The sequence below is a fragment of the Kroppenstedtia sanguinis genome (assembly GCF_050433445.1).
Classification (GTDB): Bacteria; Bacillota; Bacilli; order Thermoactinomycetales; family DSM-45169; genus Kroppenstedtia; species Kroppenstedtia sanguinis.
This window is the reverse complement of sequence record NZ_JBNPXF010000002.1, coordinates 45,914-70,176: the sequence shown is the minus strand read 5'-3', so window position 1 is coordinate 70,176 and position 24,263 is coordinate 45,914. Positions and strand designations below refer to the sequence as shown.

Sequence of the window (24,263 nt, the reverse complement as noted above, 5' to 3'; positions counted from 1 at the left end):
CAGAGTGGAGACAGGTTATAAGATCATCTTATTATGTACGATGTTTATCGTGTTGGCGGAATTGTTTCTGATCTACCTATTAGCCCGTTGGGTCGGAGAATTTATGAAGAAGCTGGAGACCGTGCATTTAAAAGCAGCGTCCACTGTGATCGGAAAGCCAGCTCCTGTTTTTCATGTGTTGGATAATAAAGAAAATTTGGTTCCATTTGAAAAGCTTTATACTCGGCAAAGGGTTTTGCTCCTGTTTGCTAGAGAAGGGTGTGAACAATGCAAGGAACTTCTGACGGAATTAAATAAAGAGGGCTGGGCAGAGCGAGGGCTGAATCTGGTGATCATTTACAACCGTGATTCGGAGACCCCTGCCAAACAACCTGACCTGATTCCTGCATGGGCTTATTACCTGGTGTCATCCCAAATGGAAAGACACTTTCAAGTGAATCGATATCCCTTTGCTATATCTGTGAATAACCAGGGCTTGGTTGAAAAAGGGACTCCTATTTCCGATCCCGAGGAGTTACTTCAACTGTTGGGAGGGGAACATCCGATTGCCGCCTCTTGAAACGAATATGACAAGAGTATCTGTCTATAGCCGAGTGTGGAAGTACTTGTTGCTTGTGATCACCTTGTTTGGGGTGGCGCTGTTCTTGGCTGCCTTCCCCTTGTTTTTTACGGTGGAAGGGGAATCCATCTCCTTTACTTGGAAGCCAGGCGTGGAGGCGATTTTTCAGTTTTTGACAGGAAAGGATGCACCGCTCCCAGGGTGGGTTCAGGATTTCACTACTTACAGGAACTTTGAAGAAATGTTTGCATTTTCGGCTTTCACACTAGGGAGTGCCGGGACTTTGGTTTTATTGGTGGGAGTGCCACTGGGGATGATTTTGGCAAAAGTTAACGGGTGGCCCAAATCGGTGATAGGTTTCTTAGGGGTCGTCCCGGACTTTGTGCTCGCCATCCTATTACAGTTTATCGTGATTGGGATCTACCGAAAGAGCGGCGTGTTAGTATTGGAGGTGGCCTCTGTCTATGAAAATGTAGCATGGGTTTTACCGATGATTACTATGACTTTGGTGCCCTTGGTTTACTTGGTACAATTTATTTCCGGAAGAATGCAACAGATACTTACGGAGGATTTTATCCGCACGGCGAAATCCAAAGGGCTGAATCGGACCCAGATCTATATCCATCATGTCTTTCGGAATCTTCTCCCGTCGGTTCGAGGTCAGCTACACCATCTAAATGCCACACTGCTGGGAAATCTGCTCATCATTGAGTATTGGTTTAATTCACCGGGAATCACCCAGTTTCTCGACACTCAGGTTTATCATTACCCGCTGATGGCAAAAACCTTGATCTGCCTGATCCTGATCTATTGGATGGCCTATGGATGGATGCAACTCTTATTGTGGCTGATCGGAAAGAGGTTGGTTCATGATTAAATCATGGAAAATAGGTGTATGGATCGGGGGAGGCATGCTGGCGATCTTCGTCCTGCTGGCCTGTGTCGGTCCGACTCTTACCCCATATACACCCAATGAGGAGCGGGCGGTGGAGTTCAAAAATGTCAATGGAAGCACAGAGGTGACGGTTGCTCCTGCTCCTCCATCCCAGGAGCACTGGTTTGGCACGGATCGTTACGGCCGGGATCTTTTGACGTTGTATCTATATGGATTGAAATACACGGTCTTTGTGCCTGTATTCATCGTTTTTTTTCAGTTGCTGTTCGGTGTCTGCCTGGGTTGCTGGATGGGGCTGTCGGGACGTCGTCCGCTGGTCTCTCATCAGCTGATGGGGGGATTGGGCAGTATTCCAGTGATCATTGTTTTGTATTTCCTTTTGTATGGATTGGGGACCAACACCCCTGTGCCCATCCTCTACTTGATCTTGTTTCAGAGCATCATCCTGGTGGTGATGGGGATTGGGCCCGTTGCTTCTGCCATACAGCAGAGAACGGAAGAACTGAAAGAGAGGTTGTCATTTGTGGCTTCTCTCCATCTAGGGGCACCACGTCAATGGCTCATTCGCAAGCATATCCTCCCTTTTCTAAAAGAGGATATATTGCTACTCTTTCTTAAGAATATGATTTCCACTCTCAACTTGATCGGCCAATTAAGTGTTCTCGGCCTGTTCCTTGGAGGTTCAATTAAGAAGGAGTCTCCCGGCGGGTTGGACTATGTATCCCGCTCTTTTGAAACCATGGGCTTGGTTGCCCAGGAAAGGGCCGCTTTGATGGCGAACCACGATTGGTTAATCCTTTGTCCCTTAGGAGGATATCTGCTGTTGTTGGCGGCTTGGTATTTGCTTTTATCAGCCATAGAGAAAAAGGTTCGCAGGAATTATAGTCAATACCCCTATATATAAACTAATACAATCCAATTATAGAAAATAATGTTGACTATAGTTCTTTTTTTAGTATATTGTTAGATAGTGATGAATATTAAGGAGGTTATGTAAATGTTGGATGGTTTTTTTGCTAAATTGACCGGATTTCACTCTCAAGGAGAAGTAGGAACTCAAGGGGAAGTTCATTGTGCGAAAGACAAAAGATGTAACAATGATTGGGCGATGTTTGAGTTGGTCCACACCGGTAACCTGATATTTAAAAAGTGCGGATGCTAATTTTCGAGAGTTATACTTTATAAAACCCCCTCGCGATCCAGGCGAGGGGGTTTTGGTTATTTTTTCTCTATCCATTCCAACCGGTTGCCGAAGGGGTCTCGCAGTTCGAAGCGGTCAAAGCCCGGGATGGGGATGGAGTCCAGGATGGCGGCGCCCTGTTCCGTCAGACGGCGACGCTAGGATTCCAGATCCTCCACTTGATAGGCGAGATGGGCTTTGGTTCGGTTGCGGTCCATCCCGTCTTCGGTTCCGACGTGGATCTCCACATCCCCGAGTCGGAGCCAGAATCCGCCCCGACCGTTTAAACTGTCAGGCTTGGGAATCTCTGTGAGTCTCATCACATCACAGTAAAAATGCCGGGCCTCCGCTTCTGCCCCTCGGGGGATGGTGATCTGTGATGGTGAATGCGGAGAAGCTTCACCTTAACGGTTGTTCAGGATCTGACGCAGAACCGTCTGCAGGATCCCGCCGTTGCGATAGTACTCGATATCCACCTGGCTGTCGAGACGGACGATCCCTTGGAATTCTATCTGGGAACCATCGGCTTTGGTGGCGGTCACCTTCACTTTTTGGAAGGGTTGCACCTCATCGTTCAGCCCTTCGATGTCGAAGGTTTCTTCACCGTTCAGGCCGAGGGATTGCCAGCTGTTCCCTTCTTCAAATTGCAGCGGGAGCACGCCCATGCCGACCAGGTTGCTGCGGTGAATCCGCTCGAAGCTCTCCGCGATCACGGCTTTGACACCGAGGAGGTTGGTCCCTTTGGCGGCCCAGTCTCGGGAGCTGCCAGTACCGTATTCTTTCCCGGCGAGAACCACCAGCGGGGTGTCTTCTTCCTTGTATTTCATAGCCGCATCATAGATGGGCATCGTTTCCCCAGAGGGTACGTACTTGGTGAAGCCGCCTTCCGTTCCCGGAACCATCTGGTTGCGGATGCGGATGTTGGCGAAGGTACCCCGGGTCATGATGCGGTCGTTCCCCCGACGAGAGCCGTAGGAGTTGAAGTCCCGGGGTTGCACACCGTGCTCCTTCAGGTACTGTCCAGCGGGACTGCTGGGAGCGATGGCGCCGGCGGGAGAGATATGGTCCGTGGTCACAGAGTCCTTCAGCAGAGCCATGGCACGGGCTCCTTTGATTTCCTGGATCGATTCCACTTCAGGAGACAGGTCTGTGAAGAAGGGCGGCTCCTGAATATAGGTGGAGGCTTCGTCCCACTCGTAGAGCTCTCCCTCAGGCGTATCCATCTGGTTCCAACGTTCGTTGGCATCGAAGACACTAGCATACTGTTTCCGGAATTGATCCGCGTTCATCGACGCAGCCACGGTCTGCCGGATTTCTTCGTTGGTGGGCCAGATGTCATGGAAATAGACCGGGTTGCCATCGGGATCATGGCCGATGGGATCCTTGTCAAAGTCGATGTTGACCGTGCCGGCGAGGGCGTAGGCGACCACCAACGGCGGAGATGCCAGATAGTTGGCTTTGACATCAGGGTGGATCCGGCCTTCAAAGTTCCGGTTACCAGACAAGACCGAGGCCACGGTCAGATCGTTGTCGTTGATGGCCTGGCTGATCTCTTCCGGTAGAGGTCCACTGTTTCCGATACAGGTGGCGCAACCGTAACCGGCCAGGGTAAAGCCCAGTTTGTTCAAGGAATCCAACATGCCGGATTTCTCCAGGTATTCCGTGACGACCTTGGATCCCGGTGTCAGGCTGGTTTTTACGTAGGGCTTGACGGTCAGCCCTTTCTGTACCGCCTTGTGAGCCACCAATGCTGCACCTAGCATCACCGACGGGTTGGAAGTGTTGGTGCAACTGGTGATGGCGGCGATGGCTACATCCCCGTGACCCAGTTCAAAGGTTTCCCCATTGTAGTTGACCTTCACCTTTTTATCGCTTTCCTGAACTCCGAAGCCGCCCTCTTCCACCGGCTTTTTCAGGGTTTCATTCCAGTTTTCCTGCATCTGGGTCAACTCGATCCGGTCTTGAGGGCGACGGGGACCTGCGAGGCTGGGCTTTACATCTCCCAGATCCAGTTCAACGGTGTCGGTGAAGACCGGATCCGGTGTATCATCGGTGCGGAACATGTCTTGGGCGGTGTAGTAATCCTTGACCAGTTGCACCAGCTCTTCGTCGCGACCGGTGTTACGCAGGTATTGGAGGGATTCCTCGTCCACCGGGAAAAAGCCCATGGTGGCGCCATACTCTGGAGCCATGTTGGCTACAGTGGCACGGTCGGCCAGGCTGATGTTGGACAGACCTGGGCCGTAGAATTCCACGAATTTGCCGACGACCCCTTTTTTGCGCAACATCTCGGTGACCGTCAGGGCCAAGTCTGTGGCGGTAGCTCCTTCCGCCAGTTGCCCGGTCAATTTGAAGCCAATCACATCTGGGGTGAGGAAGTAGAGCGGTTGCCCCAGCATCCCGGCTTCGGCCTCGATCCCGCCGACGCCCCAGCCGAGTACACCCAAGCCGTTGATCATCGTGGTGTGGGAGTCGGTCCCCACGAGGGAGTCGGGATAAACTTCGGTTTCGCCGTCCACTTCTCGAGTCTGGGCCACTTTGGCCAGATATTCCAGGTTGACCTGGTGCACAATCCCGGTGGCCGGAGGCACAGCCCGGAAATTGTCGAAGGCATCCGTCGCCCAGCGTAGGAGGCGGTAACGCTCTTCGTTTCGCTCAAATTCCCGGTCCATATTGTAGGCGAGTGCATCCTGGGTGCCAAATTTGTCTACCATCACCGAGTGGTCGATGACCAGGTCCACAGGGATGAGCGGGTTGATCCGATTCGGGTCGCCTCCTACCCGGGCCATGGCAGAACGGAGGGCAGCCAGGTCTACAACGGCGGGAACGCCGGTGAAGTCCTGCAACACGATTCGTGCCGGCTTGAAGGCCACTTCCGTTTTATCTTTTTGTGAGGTCCAATTGGCCAGTTGATCGATATGTTCCTTGGTAACAGAGTGGCCGTCGTATTGACGCACAGCGGCTTCCAGCAGGACTTTGATGGAGAAAGGCAGGCGGGAGATATCGCCGACCCCTTTTTCATCCAGTCCCTTCAGGCTGTAGTAAACATAATCCTTACCGCTGGTGGTCAACTTTTGGCGCACGCCGTAGAGGTCCTTTTTGGACATAGGTAAACAACCTCCTTTGTGGGTTGAATAGTGGAAGGAGTTCTGTTTCGTTGTATGAAACGTAGTTTCTTTTTCGATACTATTATACAACGGGTTCTTTCGTTTTGTATACCCTTGAAGCGCCTGAAAATTTCCCTTTGCCCCCGAAAAAAAACAGATTATAATGGATGAAAAATAAAAAGGAATTTCATCAAGCGGAATAACTAAAGGGGACCCCGCAAATGGAAGGTAAAAAAACAGTGCGTGCGGCTGAGCGTGCACTGGACATTTTGCTCTGTTTCATCCAGAAACCAGAGCTGTCTTTGACTGAGATCTCCAGATTGACCGAATTGAATAAGAGTACGGTGTACCGTCTGCTGGCCACACTGGAGGAGAAGGGGTTTTTGTCCCGGGATTCGGATACGGAAAAATATAAGTTGGGTTTTCGTATCTGGGAATTGTCTGCCCATCTGTCCCGTTCCGATGATCCAGCAGTTCTTTTTCTTCCCGGGATGGAGAGACTCCGAGACGAAATCGAAGAGACAGTGAGTCTCTATGTCCGGGATGGGACAGAACGGGTTCGCGTACAGGCCGTGGAAAGTTTACAGGCGATCCGGCGGGTGGCGCCGGTGGGGGCTCGCATGCCTCTGGCGGTGGGAGCCGCCAGCAAAGTCCTCGTTGCCTTCGCCAACCCTTCCCTTCAGGAGGAGATCTTGTCGGACCCTCAGTGGCCGGAGAACGTGGATCCGGAGCCATACAGGGAACAACTGAGAAAGATACGGAAACAAGGCTACGCTACTAGTGTGGAAGAGAGGGAGGCGGGAACCTCCGCCGTCGCTGTTCCTATCTTTGGCTCCAAGGGTGAAGTTGAAGCATCCCTAGCTGTTTCCGGGCCGGTGGGTCGCCTGACGGAAGAGCGGATCGAGGAAGTGGTGCCCCACGTGTTGAAAGCCGCAAAACGAATGGAAAAGATGCTTAAGCGATGACGAGAAGTGGTAAGTACAGAAAGAAAGAAGAAACCACCCGATGCTTCCAAGCAAACCATAGCTTGGAGGCGTGGCGAAAACATCGGAGGCAGGATCAGACACACCTTTCAGGAAAAAATCCAGATCAAGGAGGAATTCAGAGTGACCTCAGATCAAAAACCCAACCGGGAGTCTTTGAAAAAGAGGCTGACTCCCCTTCAATTTGAAGTAACCCAGAACAGCGGTACGGAGCCCCCTTTCCAAAATGAGTACTGGGATAACCAACGAGAAGGCATCTATGTAGACATCGTCTCCGGCGAGCCCCTCTTCAGCTCCCAAGATCAGTATGATGCTGGCTGTGGTTGGCCCAGCTTCACCCGGCCCATCGACAAGTCCCGCATCGGAGAGCACCAGGACCGCAGTCACGGGATGATCCGGACGGAAGTGCGAAGCAAGCAGGCAGACTCCCATCTAGGCCACGTCTTCGACGACGGACCCGGCCCCGAAGGCCTCCGCTATTGCATCAATTCCGCCGCCCTCCGCTTCATTCCTAAGGAAGACCTAGAAAAAGAGGGCTATGGAGAGTACCGGAAGCTGTTTGATGAAGAGGAGAAGAAAGATTGAACAGAGAAGTGATCCAAAAAACAAGCTGTCTCGATTTTCGGGACAGCTTGCTGCTTTTCAGTCGATTTGGATACCAGGGGCTGGAATGAGGGTTGTTCAAGTGAAAATCATTGAAAAAGGCGGGAGGTAGAAAATGGGAGTAGATAAGTTGGAGCTGGATGACCATGGCAAGTTCCAGGTTTGGTTGATGGAAATGGGAGACATCCTAGAGCGTTTCATCGATCACATACCCCCGGAAACGAGGCTGGATTACACTCCGGAGTCCCTCCTACGGTTGGAAGAATGGATGCTTGAACACTACCCCTCTGTCGATGATCTGCTCAAGGAATCCAACAAAGAAACCCTGGATGCACTGGTACGCTATACCGGCCAGGTGTACCGCAAGAATTTGAAGGGCAAATGGACGATTCACCTAGATGATCCCAACTACGCTTTTTTTGGATTGCCCATGATTTCTTTCCACATTCCCCGGATCGACCCCGTGGCTCCCCATTCCGAGGTGGTGGCCAGTGTCGACCGCCGGAGGGGCGACTACATCTATACCGTTTTTAAAGCCACCGAAAGGTTGATCGAGGAAGCCAAGACATAACCTTCTGCTGAAGCGAAAAAAACGACCTTACAACGAAAAATTGACCTCTTCGGTGGATCTTTCGCTCGTTTATAAAACGGAGATGATGGTAGCAATCCCCACGAAAAAGAGGAGGATGAGGAGGATGGGGAGGGCGATTAACAAGGGAATCCCTACTCCCGCTTTTTCCCCACCCCTTTGCGTATGCTCTTCAAACAACTTTTTCTGATCATAAATAAAGTAGAACATGGTTGCGATGTTAAACATGTTGAAAAGCATGTTGAGATCGTTTGGAGCCAGGATGACCAAGACGCAAAAAATAATAAATGCGGGAATCAGGATTTGCAAACGTTTTTTCTTCTTTTCTGGATCTCCCGCTCGTCCATAGCTGATCGCATTCATCAACCCGCCGGCCAAAAAGCTGAAAAAGAAACAGAACAGCCCCACCGCCAGAGGACTCCAGATCGGTTCTGGTTTCACCTCGGTTGCAATTTGCTGATTAGCTTTCAATTTGTCGCCTCCTGTTTATAGTCTTCTAATAATTCCTAACTTGGATCAGTTTAACATATGTAAACAATGATTCTCCACCAGGGCTGTTGATTAATCAGTAAATGGGTGAAGAAAACTAAATCGACTTTTCGCTCTTCCCATCGCCCCATCGTGAAATATTGCTTGAGGGGACGGGATGGTGGGACGGCTACGATCTCTTGCAAAGAGCGCAAAGGCTCTCCGCCGTCCCCACCATCCCGACCTTATTTCCTGCCTAAAATATGGCTAATCAACACGCCTGACTCTCCACTATTGATGCTTCAGTCGAAAGCAAACGGACAGTGAAGAAAAATTCACTGTCCGTTTCATCCTTAGGGTTTGTTGGATCCGCATTTCTCACTCTACGGAAGTCTTCATCTGCCGAACCGGCCCCACGTATTGATTCAGGGGGAAACCATGGCGGATCGCTTTGGTGATGAAATCCTTGGCGAGGCGGACGGAATCCTCCACACCTTTGCCGTGGGCGAGACCGGCGGCAACGGCGGCGGAATAGGTGCAGCCGGCACCGTGGGTCCAGTGGGTTTCCATCTTTTCCGCTTCATACAGGGTGAACTTCTTGCCATCGTATAACAAATCGACGGCTTGATCATGCTGGAGGCCGGAGCCACCCTTGATCAGAACGTAAGAAGGGCCGAGGTTGTAAATGGCCTGGGCTGCCTCCTTCATCTCCTCCAAAGTGGTGATGGGCTCGGTTCCTGCCAGCTGAGCCGCTTCAAACAGGTTGGGTGTAACTACGGTCGCCTTGGGGACAAGCAGGTCCCGGAGGGCTTCTTTGTTCTCCGGATTTAGGACATCGTTTTCCCCTTTACACACCATGACCGGATCGATCACCGTCCGGTTGACTCCATGTTGATCGATGGCATCGGCGGCCAGCTCAATCACTTCCACCGTGCTCAACATCCCGGTCTTCATGGCATCGATGCCTGTGGAGAGAACCGTCTCCAACTGGGCCTTCACAGTTTCCGTTGGAATCGGATGGACTCCATGGGCCCATCCATCTGGATCCATCGTGACGATGGTATTGAGAGCGGACATTCCGTAGACGTCCAGGGAATGAAAGGTTTTTAAATCTGCCTGGATCCCAGCACCCCCACTCGTATCTGAACCGGCGATGGTCAATGCTTTTTTCATCTGGATTCCTCCTCAAGGGTCGGGATTCTGCTTTGGTTTCGATTCTTATTTTAATCCAATTTGTCTGGTTTGTCAGAGGTGGTTTGGAATGGGAAAATAGACCTGAAGCCAAACCGGATGGACATCCGTGATAAAATAAAGGAAGACAACTGGATATGCAAAAGTTTTCTAGGGTTCCGCAGCACAGCTGGACTGGTCCGAGAGAAAACACACGACTGAGGTGTCAGTGGTGCACACGGAGGGATAAAAGCCCGGGAGGATATCCTGATGATATCTTCCCGGGCTTTCTGTGAAAAGGAGGGGGAAGGATGAACTGGAATTGGGCAAAAGTGTGGATTGCAGCTTTTTTTGAAGTAATGTGGGTGATCGGTCTGAAACATGCAGAGAGTGTATGGAGTTGGAGCGGAACCATTGTAGCGATTGGGATCAGTTTTTATCTGATGATCATGGCTGGGCGCACTCTGCCTGTCGGCACTGTATATGCAGTGTTTGTGGGTTTGGGGACCGCCGGGACGGTGTTTTCAGAGGTGGTCTTCTTCGGAGAACCCCTGAAGTGGATGAAACTCTGTCTGATTCTGGTGTTGTTGGTGGGAGTGATGGGCTTGAAATGGGTGACTGAAGAAACCGGGGAGGAGGGATCCTGATGGCTTGGCTTTTTCTCGTACTGGCAGGTGGGATGGAGATGGTCGGGGTAACGATGATCCATCGTTTGCACCGAGACGGAGATGTGAAAGCATGGTTAGGGTTGTTGGGGGGATTTGGTGGAAGCTTTTTCTTTCTCGCTCTTGCTTTGCAGGATTTACCTATGGGAACGGCCTATGCTGTCTGGACCGGAATCGGTGCGGCAGGGGGAGCGATCGCAGGCATGCTGTTTTATGGTGAGCCCAAACATTTTTCCCGTATTTTCTTCATCACCCTCGTACTGGGAGCAGCTGTGGGGCTGAAAATGGTTTCCTAAGAAATGTAGCGAAAAAGTTACTAGGGAGGGTTGGGTTTCATTTTTGGATCGTCAGAGTCCAACTTAACATCAGATTTGAAATTTACAACAGAGAAGGGTGAAGGGATGAAATGATCATTTTGCGCTTTTTGTATCGGCTAGCGCAGGCATTAAACAGGCGGGATTCTGATGCTGGACCGTAAACTACAAACTGCTGTCTTTGCGGCGACACTAAGTTCTTTTCTGATGGCTGTCGTCTTTCCACTCAATGCTTCAGGATTTGAAGACCCGGATCGATACAAATTTGTCTATATATTGGGTGGATTTCGAATCTACACCCCGTTTATCTTTTTAGGAACCTTTCTCTTTGGAGTGTCCGTGTCGATGATCGCTGACCGACTCAGTGAGAGGATGGATGGTTGGTATTCTTCCTGGATCAGTTACGGACTGCACATTTTGGCATGTGCATTATTTGCCAGTCTCTTCATGGTTTCATGCATTGTGGCAACGGTTTTTTTCATATTGGATCGTTGGCTCAAAGGAAAGAACTTTCCCGGCAGTGCAACAGCTCTTTTTTTCATCATGTTGCTTCTTTGGACCTTTTCCATGCCCCTCTGAAGGGGGGCATTAAGGACCGCCTTTCCCCGTGTCGAAGGAAGGCGGATGGTTTCGAAAATGGAGTTTCACAATAACAGATAGACCAGCGGCGTGGCGATGAGCAGGGTCAGGATGGTCCGCTCCACCCAGATCAGGACCAACTCTCCGATAGAGATAGGGATCTCCGTGGACAGGATGCAGGGGATGGAGGCGGAGAAGAAGAGAATGGAAGAGACCGAGACGATGGCGATGACGAACTTGGTGACCAGGGGGGCTTCAGCCGCCACCAAGGCGGGCAGGAACATCTCAGCGATCTCCACAGCGGCAGCCTTGGCAGCCAGCAAGGGTTCCGGTAGTTGAACCAACCAGGTAAAGGGAAGGAACAGGTAGCCAAGCCAGTCAAAGAGTGGGGTGAACTTGGCCAGCAACAACCCGATGAGACCGACGGAGAGAATCGAGGGCAGGATGGCCATCGTCATCACCAAGCCATCCTTCAGGTTGCTCCAGATGTTGCGTCCAAGGGAAGGCGCCCTGTGAGCAGCGGTGAGGGCCTCGCTCCAGGCGGTCCGAAACAGCTGTTGACTCACTTCCGGTTCGGGGATCCCCTGGCCATCGAAATAGGCTTCGCTTTTGGTTCGGATCGGGGGTAGGTGAACCGTCAGGGCGGTCACCAGGAAGGTGACAATCAGGGTCAGCCAGAAATAGAGGTTCCAATATTGCATCAAGCCCAGGGTTTTAGCGACCACGATCATAAAGGTGGCGGAGACGGTGGAAAAACCGGTGGCGATGATAGTGGCTTCCTTGGCGGTGTAGTATCCATCCTTATACAGGCGGTTCGTAATCAGAAGCCCCAGGGAGTAACTACCGACAAAGGAAGCCACGGCATCAATGGCCGAACGTCCCGGAGTTTTCCAGACTCGGCGCATGATCGGTCGGACCAGCACCCCGACGAATTCCAGCAAGCCGTATCCCACCAGCAAGGCCAGGAAGATTGAACCGACAGGAACGAGAATCCCTACAGGGATGACCAACTGTTCAAACAGAAAGGGGCCGATGTCCGGAGCAAACAACCAGGCAGGGCCGGTTTGGGTGAGGAGGAGGATGGCGGTTACCAATCCCAGGATCTTGAACAGGGAGAAGATGAGGTCGACCCGACTCTTTTTCCAGTTCCCTGTGATAAAGGGATACAGGGCGCCCAGCAGGATGATCACCAAGGCATACCAGGGAACAAGGGGACCGAGGGATTTCTGTAGCCAGGTCACCACATGATCCAAGGGGATGCTGGAGGTGTCCCCGACGGTCATGGGAACAAAGAACATAAAGATCCCGATCGCGCTGAATAGGATTAATTTTGCGATATTTTTGACTGGAAAAGAAGTTGTCGTCTGGTAATGGGGTTGACTTTCCGGTTTGCCCATGATGGGTTCCTCCTCTTGATGTCGTTTGAAAAAAGGGAGGGGGAGACTTCCCTCCCCTTAAGCTGTGGTTCTCTGGATCCGTCCCGTCAGGAAGGAGAGCATCACATGGACGCCGGCCTTCACCGTGGCCTCTCGCACGTCCCGCAGAGGGTCCAGGCAGACCAGGTCCATCGCTTTCACTTGGGGGTGAGTCCCTGCGATGCGGACCGCCTCAAACAGTTCATCGGTTCGCATTCCGCCGGGAGTGGCGGCAGGGGCTCCCGGGCCGACTCCAATATCCAGCACGTCCATATCCACGGTGAGATAGATGGTGTCCACCTGCTGTTCCAAGTGCGCGAGAGCCTCGCGGACCACCACATTCACCCCGCGTTTCCGCGCTTGCTTCAGGGTGACGTAGTGAACCCCCACCTGATCGGCGTACTCTTTGAGGGAGCGGGCATTGAAAAAGCCGTGGAGGCCGATGTTGTATACGTCCTCTCCGCGAAGGGTTCCACTTTCGGTCAGGTTGCGGATCGGTGTTCCATTGGTGGGGCCGAAGTCCTCCAGGCTACGCAGATCAAAGTGGGTATCCAATTGCAGGATGCCGATCCGTTCCTCAGGGTGAGCCTGCTTCCACCCTTTGACCAACATGGCGGTGATCGAGTGGTCGCCTCCCATCACCAGTGGCAGAGCATGGGGATGATGGGTGCGCATGGCGACCATCGCTTCCGTAATGTTCCGATGGCAGGCGGGGATGTCGGTGACATGTTGTTTCACATCCCCGAGGTCGACCACACGCAGGGAGGTAAGGTCCACCTCCTCATCCAAGTTGTAGGTAGTAAAGCCTTTCCAAGCCCGGCGCAAGGCATCGGGGGTTTCGCTGGCTCCGGAAGCGCTGAGGGAAGAACGGGAGAGGGGGACGCCAAGGAGGGTGACATCCACCTCGGACCAGTCAAAGGATGAGGCCTTCTCTTCATCCAGACATTGGATCCACTCATGCACTTTGGGATCCGCCGGAAGCGGGTCTGGCCGACGCCAGCGGAAGGTGGGGGGGTTCAGCAGGGGATAGGGATAACGGGTTTCCATCAGCGGTGTCCTCCTTTCCTGGGTTTAGTCCCTTTTATAAACTACTTTTCCGTCCTTGATCACCGTCTGGGTATGGTTGGAACCGTAGTGGTACTGAAGGCCCATGTAGTTGGGCACATCGAAGAGAACCAGATCTGCTTTCTTTCCCGGTTCCAGACTTCCGATCTCGTGTCCCCGCCGGATGGCGTGAGCCGCATTGATGGTGGTGGCGGTCAGCACCTCGGCGGGGGTCATGCCCATTTGGAGGCAGCCCAGGTTCATGATCAAGGGCAGGGAGATCGTCGGAGAGGAACCGGGATTGCAATCCGTGGATAGAGCAACAGGGACACCGGCATCTACCATCTTCCGTCCCTCGGCCATCTCCGCCATCAGGAAAAAGGCGGTTCCCGGAAGTAAGACGGCCACCACACCGGCCTCCGCCATCGCCTGGATACCTGCATCGGAGGCTTTCAGCAGATGATCGGCGGAGACAGCCCCCACCTGTGCGGCCAATTCGGCTCCGCCATAGGGTTCGATCTCATCGGCGTGAATCTTGGGGGCGAGTCCATACTCCTTGCCTGCCTCCAGAATGCGACGGGACTGGTCCGGGGTAAATACGCCCCGTTCGCAGAAAACATCGTTAAACTCCGCCAGCTTGCGCCGGGCCACCTCAGGGATCATCTCCTGGATTACCAGCTCCACAAAGTCATCAGGGCGATCCTTGTAAGCGCTGGGGACGGCATGGGCGCCCATAAAAGTGGAGACCACATCCACCGGGTGGTCTTGGTTTAGTTTTTGAGCTACTTCCAGTTGCTTCAGCTCGTGTTCCAGGGAGAGACCGTAGCCGCTCTTGGCCTCTAGGGTGGTGACCCCGTGACGCAGGAATGAATCCAAGCGCCGTTGGCTCTCCTGGTACAGCTGTTCTTCATCCGCCTCGCGGGTGGCAGATGTGGTAGCATGGATGCCGCCGCCGGCTTCCATGATGTCCATGTAGGTAGCCCCTTGGAGGCGCATCTCAAATTCATTTTCCCGGCTGCCAGCGAAGACAAGATGGGTGTGGGGATCCACCAGTCCTGGAGTGACCAGGCGGCCGGTGGCATCCACCACCTCCGCTGTTTCCAGGCGGGAGCCGACCTGTTCCCGGACCTGGGTGTCTGTACCGACGAATTGGATGATTCCCTCCTCCACCCAGACACTGCCGTTCTCAATGATTTGAAGCGCCTCCATCGTCTTCCCGCGCAGGGGGGCAGAGGAGCTTTCTTTCAAAGTGACTAGTTGGGCGGCGTTTTGAATGAGAAGAGGTTTATCGCTCATGATCTTCCTCCTGGTTTTTGTTTTCTAGAAGCGTGGTGATTACTTTCGTTGTTCTTGCGAGCTGAGCCATTCCATGTGAAGTCCCACTCTCCCTGCACCACGCTTCCAGGGTGCGTCTGGAGCGATCCCTAGATCAGACGTGTTCTAATCGAGCATCGGGATGCGGACCCCTTTGGTGCGGGCGGTCTTCACGGCGGTTTCATAGCCTGCATCTACATGGCGGACAACACCCATGCCTGGGTCGGTGGTGAGGACCCGCTCCAGCCGTTTTTCGGCGGCAGGGGTTCCGTCGGCGACAATCACCATCCCAGCATGAAGAGAGTACCCCATGCCTACACCACCCCCGTGATGAACGGATACCCAGCTGGCTCCACCGATGGCATTGATCAGGGCGTTCAGGATGGGCCAGTCGGCGACGGCGTCGCTGCCGTCCTTCATCCCCTCCGTCTCCCGGTTGGGGGAAGCGACGGAGCCGGAGTCTAGATGATCCCGGCCGATCACGATGGGGGCTTTCAATTCCCCGGAGGCCACCAGGTCATTGATCATTTTTCCGAAGCGAGCCCGTTCTCCATAGCCGAGCCAGCAGATCCGTGACGGCAGTCCTTGGAATGCGATTTTCTCCTGGGCCATCCGGATCCAGTTGCAGAGAGGCTCGTTGTCACTGAACTCCCGCAGGATCACCTCGTCGGTCTTGTAGATATCCTCCGGGTCTCCCGAGAGGGCTACCCAGCGGAAGGGGCCTTTCCCTTCGCAGAATTGAGGACGAATGTAGGCTGGGACGAAGCCGGGGAAATCAAAGGCGTTCTCCACGCCCTCATCCTGGGCCACCTGTCGGATGTTGTTGCCATAGTCAAAGGCGATGGCTCCACGCTGTTGCATCTCTAACATCCCTCGCACATGGACCGCCATGCTCTCCTTGGCCAAAGCCACCAGCTTCTCCGGATTTTCCTTGCGTAAGGTAGCCGCCGCTTCCAGTGTCATTCCTCGGGGGAGATAGCCGTTGAGGGGATCATGGGCGGAGGTTTGGTCGGTGACGATGTCTGGGATCGATCCTCGCTGGATCATGTCGGGGAGAATCTCCGCCGCATTGCCCAGCAGGCCGATGGAGAGAGGCTCCCCTTTTTCCTTGGCTTCCTGGGCCAGGGTCAACGCTTCTTCCAGGTTGTCCACCATCCGATCCAGGTAGCGCGTATCCAGCCGCCGCTGAATCCGGGTGCGATCCACCTCCACGGCGATCACTACTCCGCCGTTGAGGGTGACTGCCAGAGGTTGAGCCCCACCCATTCCTCCGAGACCGGCGGTAACCGTAAGGGTTCCTTTCAGGGAACCGCCAAAGTGGCGGCGAGCACACTCGGCAAAGGTTTCATATGTCCCCTGGACGATCCCCTGACTGCCGATGTAGATCCAGCTACCTGCTGTCATCTGGCCATACATCATCAAGCCTTTCCGGTCCAGCTCATGAAAGTGATCCCAATTGGCCCAGGCGGGGACTAGATTGGAATTGGCGATCAGGACCCGAGGGGCGTCGGTGTGCGTCTTGAACACCGCTACTGGTTTGCCCGATTGTACCAGCATCGTCTCGTCTTCTTCCAACTCCGTCAGTGTACGTACCATGGCATCTAAAGCGTCCCAGTTTCGCGCCGCCTTGCCGATGCCTCCATAGACGACCAGATCTTCTGGCCGTTCGGCTACTTCCGGATCGAGATTATTCATCAACATCCGCAAGGCCGCTTCTTGGATCCAGCCTTTGGTATGCAATTCCTTTCCCCTGGGGGCACGCAGGGTTCGCGGGCCTGTCTGCGATTGAACCATTCCGGTCCACCTTCCTTTCCCATATTCAGCTTCTTCCTTGAGTATAGAGAAAAAGGCGGTGGAATTTGCAGAATTCCTTCATTTGAAAAAGAGGCGATTCTTTAGATGTGAATCCAATGGAGGAAACGCTTTCAAACCGGATGCTACTTTTCTTTGGTTTTTTCATTTTTCTTTAGGTCCCGATAGGTCCGAGGGGAATAGCCTGTCATTTGTTTGAAGATGCGGCTAAAGGTGTTACCCTGACGGAAACCGCATTGAAGAGCGATCTCCCCGATCGGGTGCGTGGTGGTTTCCAGCAAGTGGCGGGCGTGTTGCACCCGGATTCTTTGTAGGAGCTGACGAAATCCGATCTGTTTTTTCTGGGAGAGGAGGTGGCTGAAATACGAAGGGTTGCGCCCGACATGGTGAGCTACCTCCGCCAAGCGGAGATCGGGACGGTGAAATTGGGTCTCCATCCAGCGTATGCCTTGTTCGATCGGATCTGTCTTCCCCTGTTGCCGCTGTGCTGCGGCCTGTTCCAGGAGCGCATAGATAAACAACAGCAGTTCCTGCACAATCCGATACAGGAGGGGACTGTAGAGAACGGTGGAAAAGATCCGATGGTAGTCCTCTTCCAAGGAAGGGTGGTTCAGCAGGGATCGACTGATCATAAACCGGCGCAGCTGGGCTAACAGACTGGTCAACCGGATTCGCAACAGTCCCGGATCGGGGTAAGGGGGGATCAGACCGAAAAACTCTTGTTGCATCCAAGACTTGATCCCATCCTGATCGGCTCGATCTAGCATGTCCACCCAGAGACGTTGCTCCTGGGGGCTGAGAAAGGGATCGATCGCTTTCCACTCCACAGGTTCATCCAAGATCAACACCTGTCGGTCCCCTTGGTAAAATCGAAGTTGGAGGGCCCATCTCGCCATCTGATACTGTTGTCGCAGGGAGGAGGGTTCCTGCGGGTTGGGGATCACTGCAAACAGGGATTCTGGAGAATGATCCGACCATTCCCCGATCAAGCGGTATCCTTCCCGTTGCAAAGCCTCCACTCCTACCGAGGAAGTAGGAGGGAACACCGCCGCCACCGCATCACTCACGGGAAAGAGGTGGGGCCGGTCATGGAAGGGATACATCTCCAGGAACCGGTACAGAGCCGCAACAGTCCCGGAGCTTTCCGGTTGCAGGAGCAACAGATCCTCCTCCCCGGCTCCTCCCTCTTCAAGGAAAAGGGAGCGGTAGGAAGGAGGGGGGACGGGGACGGAAAGAGGAACTGGAGTTATGCCTGCCTCCCCTTCCGTCCATCTCCGCCAAGCCTGGTTGAGAGAGCGTTTGATCCGATCAGGAGAGACGGGCTTCACCCATAAATCGATAGCGTGCAGTTCGATGGCTTGGACGGCTCGGGCAAAGGTAGCTTCCGCCGTCATTCCGATCACCGTTTGGGTGTAGGCGGGGAGCAGGCGCCGGAATTCTTCCCATCGTTCCCGGGGAATCATATCTAGTTCGATGCAGCAGACTGATGGCACCTCCTGGGTCATCCTTTCCCACAAGGTGTCAAAATCCTCAGCTGTCACCACGCTCTGAAAGGGGAGCGGCCAAGCCCCCACGAGCCACTCCAGGCCGGTTCGCTCCTTTTCATCACGGTCTGCGATCAATAATTTCAATTGCCATCCCTCCCCTTGCTCTTCCTTTTCATTATACCGAAAAAGGGCCTCCGCTACTGGGAGTGCCCTGGATGGGAAAGGGAGTCGGTTGGTATCGGGGATCAGGTCTCGGTGATCACGCCGCCATTCACATGAAGCACCTGACCGGAAACATACCCCGAATCATCGGATGCCAGATACACATAGGTAGGGGCCAGTTCAAAGGGTTGACCTGCCCGCTTCATCGGGGTGTCGGTGCCAAAGCGAGCCACCTCTTCTGCAGAGAAGGAGGAGGGGATCAAGGGCGTCCAGATCGGGCCTGGGGCCACCGCATTCACTCGGATCCCCTGATGGATAAGGGACTGAGAGAGGGAGCGAGTAAAGGAGACGATCGCTCCTTTGGTAGAGGAATAATCGATGAGTTTCGGTTCGCCTTCATAGGCGGTTACAGAAGTGGTGTTGATGATGGAACTCCCCCGTGGAAGGTGGGGAAGGGCGGCTTGGGTCAGATAAAAGAAGGAGAAGATATTGGTTCGAAAGGTTAGCTCCAACTGTTCTGGGCTGATCTCCAAGATACTCTTCCGGCGAAATTGAACGGCATGGTTATTGACCAAAATGTTTAATTTTCCAAAGGTGGACAGGGTTTGATGGATCACTTCCGTTGCCGCTGTTTTTTCCTTCAAATCGCATGGGATTGGGAGGCACCGCCGGCCCAGCTCCTCCACTCGCATCCGTGTAGCTTCTGCATCCTTTTCCTCATAGAGATAGGGGATGACCACATGGGCCCCCTCTTTGGCAAAGGCGATGGCCGTCGCACGTCCGATTCCGCTGTCTCCCCCGGTAACCACCGCTACCCGGTCCAACAACTTCCCGCTTCCCCGGTAATGAGGGTTTTCACAGATGGGAGGAGGTGACATCAGATATTCCAAGCCCGGTTGCCAGGGTTGGTGCTGGGGAGGAAAGGAGAGGGGCTGACGAGAGACCTTTTTTTCGTACCCCAAATATGGATACACTGGATACAAATCAGAACACCTCGCTTTAGGACAGGTCTAGTCATCCAAGCATTGCAAAAAAGGCGTGGTCCTCCAGTTGGATCGGTCAGATCGGTCCCGATCGTCCCAGTCCTAAATATGGAGTTACCAGGCACACCCGAATGGGTTCTGACTCCAGTGTATTCCGCAGTCGCCCAGAGGTGAAAAAACCCTTTCCATATTGGAAAGGGGAAAGTGGAATCAAAGGTCAAAATTGTCTGGATCGGGGCCGATTCGCTCGTCTTGATTAAGGGCGTCGATTTGCTCCATCTCTTCCGGGGTCAGTTCAAAATCAAATACATCGGCGTTGCTTAAGATCCGCTCTTTCCGGACTGATTTGGGAATGGTGACCACCCCGTTTTGCAGATCCCAACGAAGGACCACCTGAGCCGGGCTTTTCCCGTGATTTTCCGCAATGGAGAGAATCGTCTCATGATCGAGGACCTTTCCGCGCATCAGGGGAGCCCAGGCCTCCATCCGGATGTGGTTCTGGTTGCAGAAGGCCAACAGCTCTTTCTGGGTGAGACGGGGGTGAAACTCGACTTGATTGACCGCCGGGGTGAGTTCACAGTTACCCATCAAATCCTTCAGATGATGCACCTGGAAGTTGCACACCCCGATCGCCCGGGCCCGACCGTCATGGACCAGGTGCTCCAGCGCTTTCCATGTCTCCAGATACTTTCCCTTCACTGGCCAGTGGATCAGGTAGAGATCAATATAGTCCAGCCCCAGCTTGCGACGGCTTTCTTCAAAGGCTCGGAGGGTGGATTCATACCCTTGTTGATCATTCCACACCTTGGTGGTGACAAAAATCTCTTCCCGGGGCACCCCGGATTCCCGGATCGCCTGGCCCACCCCTTCTTCATTGTGATAAAGTGCAGCGGTATCGATCAGGCGGTATCCATGATCTAAGGCGGTCTGGACCGAGCGGACCACCTCCTCCCCTTCTTCCGCTTTGTACACTCCCAGTCCCAGCCAGGGCATCTCTACTCCGTTGTTCAATCGAACCCGCTCAGACAAGCTTTTTGGCATACAACTCCCTCCATTTCTTTTGAAAAGTCTATCTATTACAGGGCGGTTGATGAACCATAAAATAGATGATGGAAACGAAACGATCCTTTCGCTCTTCCATTGCCCCCTATCACAAAACATCGCTTGAGGGGACGGGGAGGGTGGGACGGCTCCGATCTCTTGCAAAGAGCGCATAGCGAGACCCGGGAGCGGAAAGCGACCCTGGCGAGACTTGTGCCCTATGGGTGCAAAGGCTCTTCACCGTCCCACACTCCCGACCTTATTTTTTGCCTAAAATATGGTTAATCAACATGCCTGTATCTTTTACTATACCCGAAAGGAGAAGGAGGGACACTTATGGGGATCTCTCTCTTAAGAAAAAAGCTTACAGGAAGCAGCTAAATGGTTGGTCAGGTGAGGTGTAGGTTCAAATGCTGTAGTAGGACACACGGCAACTTTAATTTATTATGGTGGCAAATGTAGCTGACAAAAAGAAGAGGAAGGACTAAACTATGAATCTCAATAAAACCCTATTTACGATGACTCATATAGTTATGCCTTACCTGTTTTTTTCGATGTATTCCCTTTGGGAACATTTTGTTTTATCCAAGCCTTTATGGGAAAATATCGGTACCAATTTGGCGATTGTTGGGATTTGCTATATGTTTATCAGTCTGTTATGGGTTACTCAGATAAAAAACATCCAAAAGGCAGAACAGAAGGAGTCTAATAACAAGAGTTAAAGTCGATTCTTTGCAACAAAAGACTGCAACGATCTCTAAAGTCCCATGAATCAGAATCGTCTCCGGTGATCAAAACATCATCGGAGGCGATTGATTATTTGGGGAAGTGAAAGGGGCCTATGAACTTTCTTTGGAGTGCTAGTGCCCCTTCAGGCAATTTTGATCTTGTTTTTCAGCAAGGCGGAGGCAGGAGGGTGGGGCGGCTCCGATCTCTTGCAAAGAGCGCAAAGGCTCTTCGCCTCCCCACCCTCCTTACCTTTCTGTGATTTTCCACACAATGTTCTCTGAGGGGGCACTAGGAGTGATGGCTTCTCCGCACTGGACAGCGGAGCCTCCGTCCTTCGTTGTATGGCTCGGGTCCGATCTCTAGTTCCGAGGTCGTCATAATATAACGATGTAAGACGTATTGCGCTTTTGTCGAAAGAGAGGAAGAATAGGGGATGAGGCGTTGGCCTCTGTTTCCAATTGGGGGGAAAAAGATGGAGAAGCTGTGGCGATCCGGGAGCCTTCCCCACCAGGTGATTCTCTGCCTAGTGGGGGTACGAATGGCGATCCTGGCCATCGTTTCGCTGTGGATCATTCTCCAGGAGAGAGATCTTCCGGAATTGTTATTATGGACCATTCTCGCACTCTTTTTTGCTCAATTTATCGACTTTAGCCGGAAGGTAAAAAAAAATAGGAAGAGAAGAGTTCGCCCAGGAACATGACTCCTGGGCGTTTTTTTTTGGAACCGTTTGGGTTCTTTACCCATAGGCTGAAGTGGACAGTATTGACAAAGGAGGAAAAGTGATGGAGGATTTTCACCCCAAACCACGGCTGGCCTGGCATGAAACGTTGGAACTGCATGAATTGGTGGCGTTTCAGTCCGGTGGCTTGATGAGACTGAAAAAAACTTACCCCAAGGTGATGGATGAGGAACTGAAGAAGATTTACATGGTTTTTATCCAGGGATTGACCGCCAATCTGAAAGAGCTGATGGCTTTTTATCCCGCCGCCCCCCAGGTGGCTCAGCAACGGAATTCGGATCCCGATCCCGACATCTCCATGAAACGGGGCGATGAGACGGGCTACTACGCCGGACAAATCCTGGGATGGGCCAAATCCGCAGTCCGCAACTACGCCGTCGCCTTGACGGAGACGACCACCCCCGTCGTTCATGAGGTGTTGTTGAAGCAGATGGTGTCCGCCGTTCAGATGCACTATCTGGTGTTCAGCTTTATGTACCGAAGGGGGATGTACCCTGCCCACGACCTGCATCAATTGCTGGCAGGAGACCTGATGCGGGCCAAGAAGGCTCTGTCGATGAAATACTGACGGCTGGAGCTTTGAACAGTAGCCGGACAGATATGCCAAAGACAAATTTGTAAGCATTGGTGGGGAGGGATGGAAAAACTGTTTCACCCCAGGCGTGTTGATTAACCATATTTTGGGAGGGGAATTGGATCGGGATGGTGGGGCTTTGATTCGTCGTTGCGCTCTTTGCAAGAGATCGTCGCCGTCCCACCCTCCCTGTCCCCTCAAGCGATGTTTTGTGATAGGGGGGCAATGGAAGAGCGAAAGGATCGTTTCGTTTCCATCATCTATTTTATGGTTCATCAACAGCTCTGATTTCATCCCTTTTCTTATGTTGGATGGAATGGCGTGAGGGCCGGCCCTATGGTCATATTGTAAAAAGGTCGCCTCGATCCCTTTAGTTTGATGGGGACTGAGGCGACCTTTTCCCGTAAATCCGTCTATTTTGTAACGGTTACTTTTCCGGAAACGGGTCCGCTGTTCATTTGATAGAGAGTCACCTTATAGGTTCCGCCCTTCATATTGGTGAACTTGCCGTCCTGTTTGGGAACGGTCTCTTCAGTGTAATTTCCGGTTTTTACATTGGTCAGCCGGATCTTGATACTGTAGGATTTTTGCGAGACGGAACCGGGTTTCACCGTAATCGACTTTCCGGCTCCAACGGTGAACTGCTTTTTCATGGTGGAGCTTGTCGATGTCTTGAAGTTTTCCGAGTGAGAGTCTTTGGAGGTTTTAACGGACACTTTGCCGGATACGGCACCTTTTTTCATTTGGTAAAGAGTGATCTTGAAGGTTCCCGCCTTCATGTTGGTAAACTTACCGTCTTGTTTGGGAACGGTCTCTTCCACATAGTTTCCGGTCTTGGTGTTGGTGAGCCGGACTTTGATGCTATGGGGATTTTGGGAGATCGAACTCGGTTTCACCGTGATGGTGGACCCCGCCGGAACGGTGAACTGCTTTTTCACAGTGTAGTGCCCGATGTTGAAGTTCTCCGTGTCCCCTGTTTTCGGGGGGTTTTTACAGTTCAGATAATTCATCGGGTTGACGGCATGTTTCTTGGAGCTTGTCCATTCGGGCTTGTGGATTTCAAAGTGCAGGTGTTGGCCTGTGGAATCACCGGTGCTCCCCATGTAACCGAGGCGCTGTCCTTGGGTCACTTTGTTTCCCACCTTGACCGTGCGAGAGCCGGAACGCATATGGGCATACACCGTCTCGTAGTTCACTCCGTTGATTTTGTGCTTGATGAATACGACCTCTCCATAGGAGCTGGAATAATAGGATTTGGAGACAGTTCCCGCAGCGGCTGCCTTGATGGGAACCGTTCCGCTCTTGGCGATGTCGACCCCGTGGTGGTTGGGTCGACCAGGTGGGCGGAACCCAGAGGTATACGTTCCATCAGCCGGTTTGATAAAGGTGCAGGCGGCAGAAGCTTGGGGGACCAGTCCCTCCGTCATCCCTGCGAAGGAAAGCCCCAAAATCAATGCCAGACCCACGAATACCTTGGACACTCTTTTCATGTTTTTCACTCCTTTTACTGTTGGGAAGGGGAAGATAAAACCAGGACAGTCCCGTATTTCTAAATACCACCTCTTTTCTGAAATTCTGTATAAATATTAGATAATATTTCCTTTATTAACAATACTTAAAAGGAACTATTTTATCCGTTCAGATACGTCGTTGGATGTAGATGTCTTATTTTCCTGGAATTTCTGGTTTCTCAAGTGAACTTGAAAATGGAAATACAGTGGGCCAAAGTGACCATTCATACCAAGGCACCTGGAAGAGAGTAATGGGGTGGGTCGGGATGGGAGTTGGTTCGTGTCAGGCGTGTTGTTTAGCCATATTTTAGGCAGGAAATCAGGTCGGGATGGTGGGACG

Annotated in this window: 23 protein-coding genes, 1 pseudogene and 1 riboswitch; of the genes and pseudogenes, 12 read left to right on the top strand and 12 right to left on the bottom strand. The window is 52.7% G+C overall.

Annotated elements, in window-relative coordinates; translation table 11 throughout:
* Window positions 1-4 precede the first annotated feature (4 nt).
* The 4 genes from JOD24_RS01960 to JOD24_RS01945 all read left to right on the top strand — a co-directional run bounded on the left by JOD24_RS01960 (window position 5) and on the right by JOD24_RS01945 (window position 2,616).
* Complete coding sequence (locus JOD24_RS01960) at window positions 5-559, top strand: thioredoxin domain-containing protein (RefSeq protein WP_380164542.1); 555 nt, start codon at window positions 5-7, stop codon at window positions 557-559.
* Entirely contained in the window at window positions 546-1,436 is an 891-nt protein-coding gene (locus tag JOD24_RS01955) for an ABC transporter permease subunit (protein ID WP_380164540.1), read from the top strand. Before JOD24_RS01960 ends, JOD24_RS01955 begins: the two co-directional genes overlap by 14 nt.
* Window positions 1,429-2,358 carry a hypothetical protein gene (locus JOD24_RS01950; protein ID WP_380164538.1) on the top strand — a complete coding sequence of 310 codons (930 nt, stop codon included), beginning with the start codon at window positions 1,429-1,431 and terminating at the stop codon, window positions 2,356-2,358. The genes JOD24_RS01955 and JOD24_RS01950 overlap by 8 nt, the downstream gene beginning before the upstream one ends.
* Before the next feature lie 93 nt (window positions 2,359-2,451).
* Entirely contained in the window at window positions 2,452-2,616 is a 165-nt protein-coding gene (locus tag JOD24_RS01945) for a hypothetical protein (protein WP_380164536.1), read from the top strand.
* Between the two features lie 56 nt (window positions 2,617-2,672).
* Here JOD24_RS01945 and JOD24_RS01940 read toward each other — a convergent pair.
* Together JOD24_RS01940 and acnA are read right to left on the bottom strand one after the other, a co-directional pair.
* Window positions 2,673-3,037 (bottom strand): annotated as a pseudogene (locus tag JOD24_RS01940) (VOC family protein).
* A 1-nt stretch (window position 3,038) separates the two neighbouring features.
* On the bottom strand, window positions 3,039-5,741 hold the full coding sequence (gene acnA / locus JOD24_RS01935; RefSeq protein ID WP_380164534.1) for an aconitate hydratase AcnA: 2,703 nt from the start codon (window positions 5,739-5,741) through the stop codon (window positions 3,039-3,041).
* 221 nt (window positions 5,742-5,962) lie between these two features.
* Between acnA and JOD24_RS01930 the strand changes: the two genes are divergently transcribed.
* The 3 genes from JOD24_RS01930 to JOD24_RS01920 all read left to right on the top strand — a co-directional run bounded on the left by JOD24_RS01930 (window position 5,963) and on the right by JOD24_RS01920 (window position 7,898).
* On the top strand, window positions 5,963-6,706 hold the full coding sequence (locus tag JOD24_RS01930; RefSeq protein WP_429246225.1) for an IclR family transcriptional regulator: 744 nt from the start codon (window positions 5,963-5,965) through the stop codon (window positions 6,704-6,706).
* Between the two features lie 141 nt (window positions 6,707-6,847).
* Window positions 6,848-7,309, top strand: coding sequence for a peptide-methionine (R)-S-oxide reductase MsrB (gene msrB / locus JOD24_RS01925; RefSeq protein WP_380164530.1), 462 nt, complete (start codon window positions 6,848-6,850; stop codon window positions 7,307-7,309).
* Between the two features lie 133 nt (window positions 7,310-7,442).
* Window positions 7,443-7,898, top strand: coding sequence for a hypothetical protein (locus JOD24_RS01920; protein ID WP_429246224.1), 456 nt, complete (start codon window positions 7,443-7,445; stop codon window positions 7,896-7,898).
* Window positions 7,899-7,967: 69 nt separating this feature from the next.
* Here the strand turns inward: JOD24_RS01920 and JOD24_RS01915 are convergent, their stop codons facing one another.
* Window positions 7,968-8,387: a hypothetical protein gene (locus JOD24_RS01915; protein ID WP_380164526.1), complete on the bottom strand. Its 420-nt coding sequence runs from the start codon at window positions 8,385-8,387 to the stop codon at window positions 7,968-7,970.
* A 375-nt stretch (window positions 8,388-8,762) separates the two neighbouring features.
* A complete protein-coding gene (gene pdxK, locus JOD24_RS01910; RefSeq protein ID WP_429246223.1) occupies window positions 8,763-9,557 on the bottom strand; it encodes a pyridoxine/pyridoxal/pyridoxamine kinase in 795 nt (264 codons plus the stop codon).
* A 157-nt stretch (window positions 9,558-9,714) separates the two neighbouring features.
* Window positions 9,715-9,817: riboswitch (guanidine-I (ykkC/yxkD leader) on the top strand.
* A gap of 48 nt (window positions 9,818-9,865) precedes the next feature.
* Here pdxK and JOD24_RS01905 point away from each other — a divergent pair.
* From JOD24_RS01905 to JOD24_RS01895, 3 genes are all read left to right on the top strand, one after another.
* A complete protein-coding gene (locus JOD24_RS01905) occupies window positions 9,866-10,201 on the top strand; it encodes a DMT family transporter (RefSeq protein WP_429246222.1) in 336 nt (111 codons plus the stop codon).
* Entirely contained in the window at window positions 10,201-10,515 is a 315-nt protein-coding gene (locus JOD24_RS01900) for a DMT family transporter (RefSeq protein WP_380164520.1), read from the top strand. Before JOD24_RS01905 ends, JOD24_RS01900 begins: the two co-directional genes overlap by 1 nt.
* Before the next feature lie 168 nt (window positions 10,516-10,683).
* Window positions 10,684-11,112: a hypothetical protein gene (locus JOD24_RS01895; protein ID WP_429246221.1), complete on the top strand. Its 429-nt coding sequence runs from the start codon at window positions 10,684-10,686 to the stop codon at window positions 11,110-11,112.
* 65 nt (window positions 11,113-11,177) lie between these two features.
* Here the strand turns inward: JOD24_RS01895 and JOD24_RS01890 are convergent, their stop codons facing one another.
* From JOD24_RS01890 to JOD24_RS01860, 7 genes are all read right to left on the bottom strand, one after another.
* Complete coding sequence (locus JOD24_RS01890) at window positions 11,178-12,509, bottom strand: YjiH family protein (RefSeq protein WP_429246220.1); 1,332 nt, start codon at window positions 12,507-12,509, stop codon at window positions 11,178-11,180.
* A 57-nt stretch (window positions 12,510-12,566) separates the two neighbouring features.
* Window positions 12,567-13,574 (bottom strand): agmatinase family protein, encoded by a 1,008-nt coding sequence (locus tag JOD24_RS01885; protein WP_429246219.1) that lies wholly within the window; start codon window positions 13,572-13,574, stop codon window positions 12,567-12,569.
* Window positions 13,575-13,598: 24 nt separating this feature from the next.
* Window positions 13,599-14,867, bottom strand: a complete 1,269-nt coding sequence (gene hutI / locus JOD24_RS01880) for an imidazolonepropionase (protein WP_429246218.1) — start codon at window positions 14,865-14,867, stop codon at window positions 13,599-13,601.
* A gap of 144 nt (window positions 14,868-15,011) precedes the next feature.
* Window positions 15,012-16,679 carry a urocanate hydratase gene (gene hutU / locus JOD24_RS01875; RefSeq protein ID WP_429246217.1) on the bottom strand — a complete coding sequence of 556 codons (1,668 nt, stop codon included), beginning with the start codon at window positions 16,677-16,679 and terminating at the stop codon, window positions 15,012-15,014.
* 143 nt (window positions 16,680-16,822) lie between these two features.
* The gene (locus JOD24_RS01870; RefSeq protein ID WP_429246216.1) at window positions 16,823-18,328 is read right to left on the bottom strand and encodes a helix-turn-helix transcriptional regulator; all 1,506 of its coding nucleotides are present in this window, start codon (window positions 18,326-18,328) and stop codon (window positions 16,823-16,825) included.
* A gap of 101 nt (window positions 18,329-18,429) precedes the next feature.
* Window positions 18,430-19,329, bottom strand: a complete 900-nt coding sequence (locus tag JOD24_RS01865) for an SDR family oxidoreductase (RefSeq protein ID WP_380133011.1) — start codon at window positions 19,327-19,329, stop codon at window positions 18,430-18,432.
* Window positions 19,330-19,539: 210 nt separating this feature from the next.
* Window positions 19,540-20,370 (bottom strand): aldo/keto reductase, encoded by an 831-nt coding sequence (locus JOD24_RS01860; RefSeq protein WP_429246215.1) that lies wholly within the window; start codon window positions 20,368-20,370, stop codon window positions 19,540-19,542.
* A gap of 1,201 nt (window positions 20,371-21,571) precedes the next feature.
* Here JOD24_RS01860 and JOD24_RS01855 point away from each other — a divergent pair.
* The gene (locus tag JOD24_RS01855) at window positions 21,572-21,799 is read left to right on the top strand and encodes a hypothetical protein (protein WP_380164506.1); all 228 of its coding nucleotides are present in this window, start codon (window positions 21,572-21,574) and stop codon (window positions 21,797-21,799) included.
* Window positions 21,800-21,881: 82 nt separating this feature from the next.
* Complete coding sequence (locus JOD24_RS01850; RefSeq protein WP_429246214.1) at window positions 21,882-22,406, top strand: spore coat protein; 525 nt, start codon at window positions 21,882-21,884, stop codon at window positions 22,404-22,406.
* Between the two features lie 419 nt (window positions 22,407-22,825).
* Here the strand turns inward: JOD24_RS01850 and JOD24_RS01845 are convergent, their stop codons facing one another.
* Window positions 22,826-23,839 carry a M23 family metallopeptidase gene (locus JOD24_RS01845; protein WP_380164614.1) on the bottom strand — a complete coding sequence of 338 codons (1,014 nt, stop codon included), beginning with the start codon at window positions 23,837-23,839 and terminating at the stop codon, window positions 22,826-22,828.
* Window positions 23,840-24,263 lie beyond the last annotated feature (424 nt).

Excerpts from the sequence above, each read along its gene's own strand:
- pdxK (WP_429246223.1), bottom strand. The coding sequence starts at position 9,557 with ATGAAAAAAGCATTGACCATCGCCGGTTCAGATACGAGTGGGGGTGCT.
- JOD24_RS01895 (WP_429246221.1), top strand. The coding sequence starts at position 10,684 with ATGCTGGACCGTAAACTACAAACTGCTGTCTTTGCGGCGACACTAAGT.
- hutU (WP_429246217.1), bottom strand. The coding sequence starts at position 16,679 with ATGGTTCAATCGCAGACAGGCCCGCGAACCCTGCGTGCCCCCAGGGGA.
- JOD24_RS01890 (WP_429246220.1), bottom strand. The coding sequence starts at position 12,509 with ATGGGCAAACCGGAAAGTCAACCCCATTACCAGACGACAACTTCTTTT.
- JOD24_RS01900 (WP_380164520.1), top strand. The coding sequence starts at position 10,201 with ATGGCTTGGCTTTTTCTCGTACTGGCAGGTGGGATGGAGATGGTCGGG.
- JOD24_RS01950 (WP_380164538.1), top strand. The coding sequence starts at position 1,429 with ATGATTAAATCATGGAAAATAGGTGTATGGATCGGGGGAGGCATGCTG.
- JOD24_RS01845 (WP_380164614.1), bottom strand. The coding sequence starts at position 23,839 with ATGACGGAGGGACTGGTCCCCCAAGCTTCTGCCGCCTGCACCTTTATC.
- JOD24_RS01885 (WP_429246219.1), bottom strand. The coding sequence starts at position 13,574 with ATGGAAACCCGTTATCCCTATCCCCTGCTGAACCCCCCCACCTTCCGC.
- JOD24_RS01860 (WP_429246215.1), bottom strand. The coding sequence starts at position 20,370 with ATGCCAAAAAGCTTGTCTGAGCGGGTTCGATTGAACAACGGAGTAGAG.
- JOD24_RS01850 (WP_429246214.1), top strand. The coding sequence starts at position 21,882 with ATGGAGGATTTTCACCCCAAACCACGGCTGGCCTGGCATGAAACGTTG.
- JOD24_RS01930 (WP_429246225.1), top strand. The coding sequence starts at position 5,963 with ATGGAAGGTAAAAAAACAGTGCGTGCGGCTGAGCGTGCACTGGACATT.
- JOD24_RS01905 (WP_429246222.1), top strand. The coding sequence starts at position 9,866 with ATGAACTGGAATTGGGCAAAAGTGTGGATTGCAGCTTTTTTTGAAGTA.
- hutI (WP_429246218.1), bottom strand. The coding sequence starts at position 14,867 with ATGAGCGATAAACCTCTTCTCATTCAAAACGCCGCCCAACTAGTCACT.
- acnA (WP_380164534.1), bottom strand. The coding sequence starts at position 5,741 with ATGTCCAAAAAGGACCTCTACGGCGTGCGCCAAAAGTTGACCACCAGC.
- JOD24_RS01855 (WP_380164506.1), top strand. The coding sequence starts at position 21,572 with ATGGAGAAGCTGTGGCGATCCGGGAGCCTTCCCCACCAGGTGATTCTC.
- JOD24_RS01920 (WP_429246224.1), top strand. The coding sequence starts at position 7,443 with ATGGGAGTAGATAAGTTGGAGCTGGATGACCATGGCAAGTTCCAGGTT.
- JOD24_RS01945 (WP_380164536.1), top strand. The coding sequence starts at position 2,452 with ATGTTGGATGGTTTTTTTGCTAAATTGACCGGATTTCACTCTCAAGGA.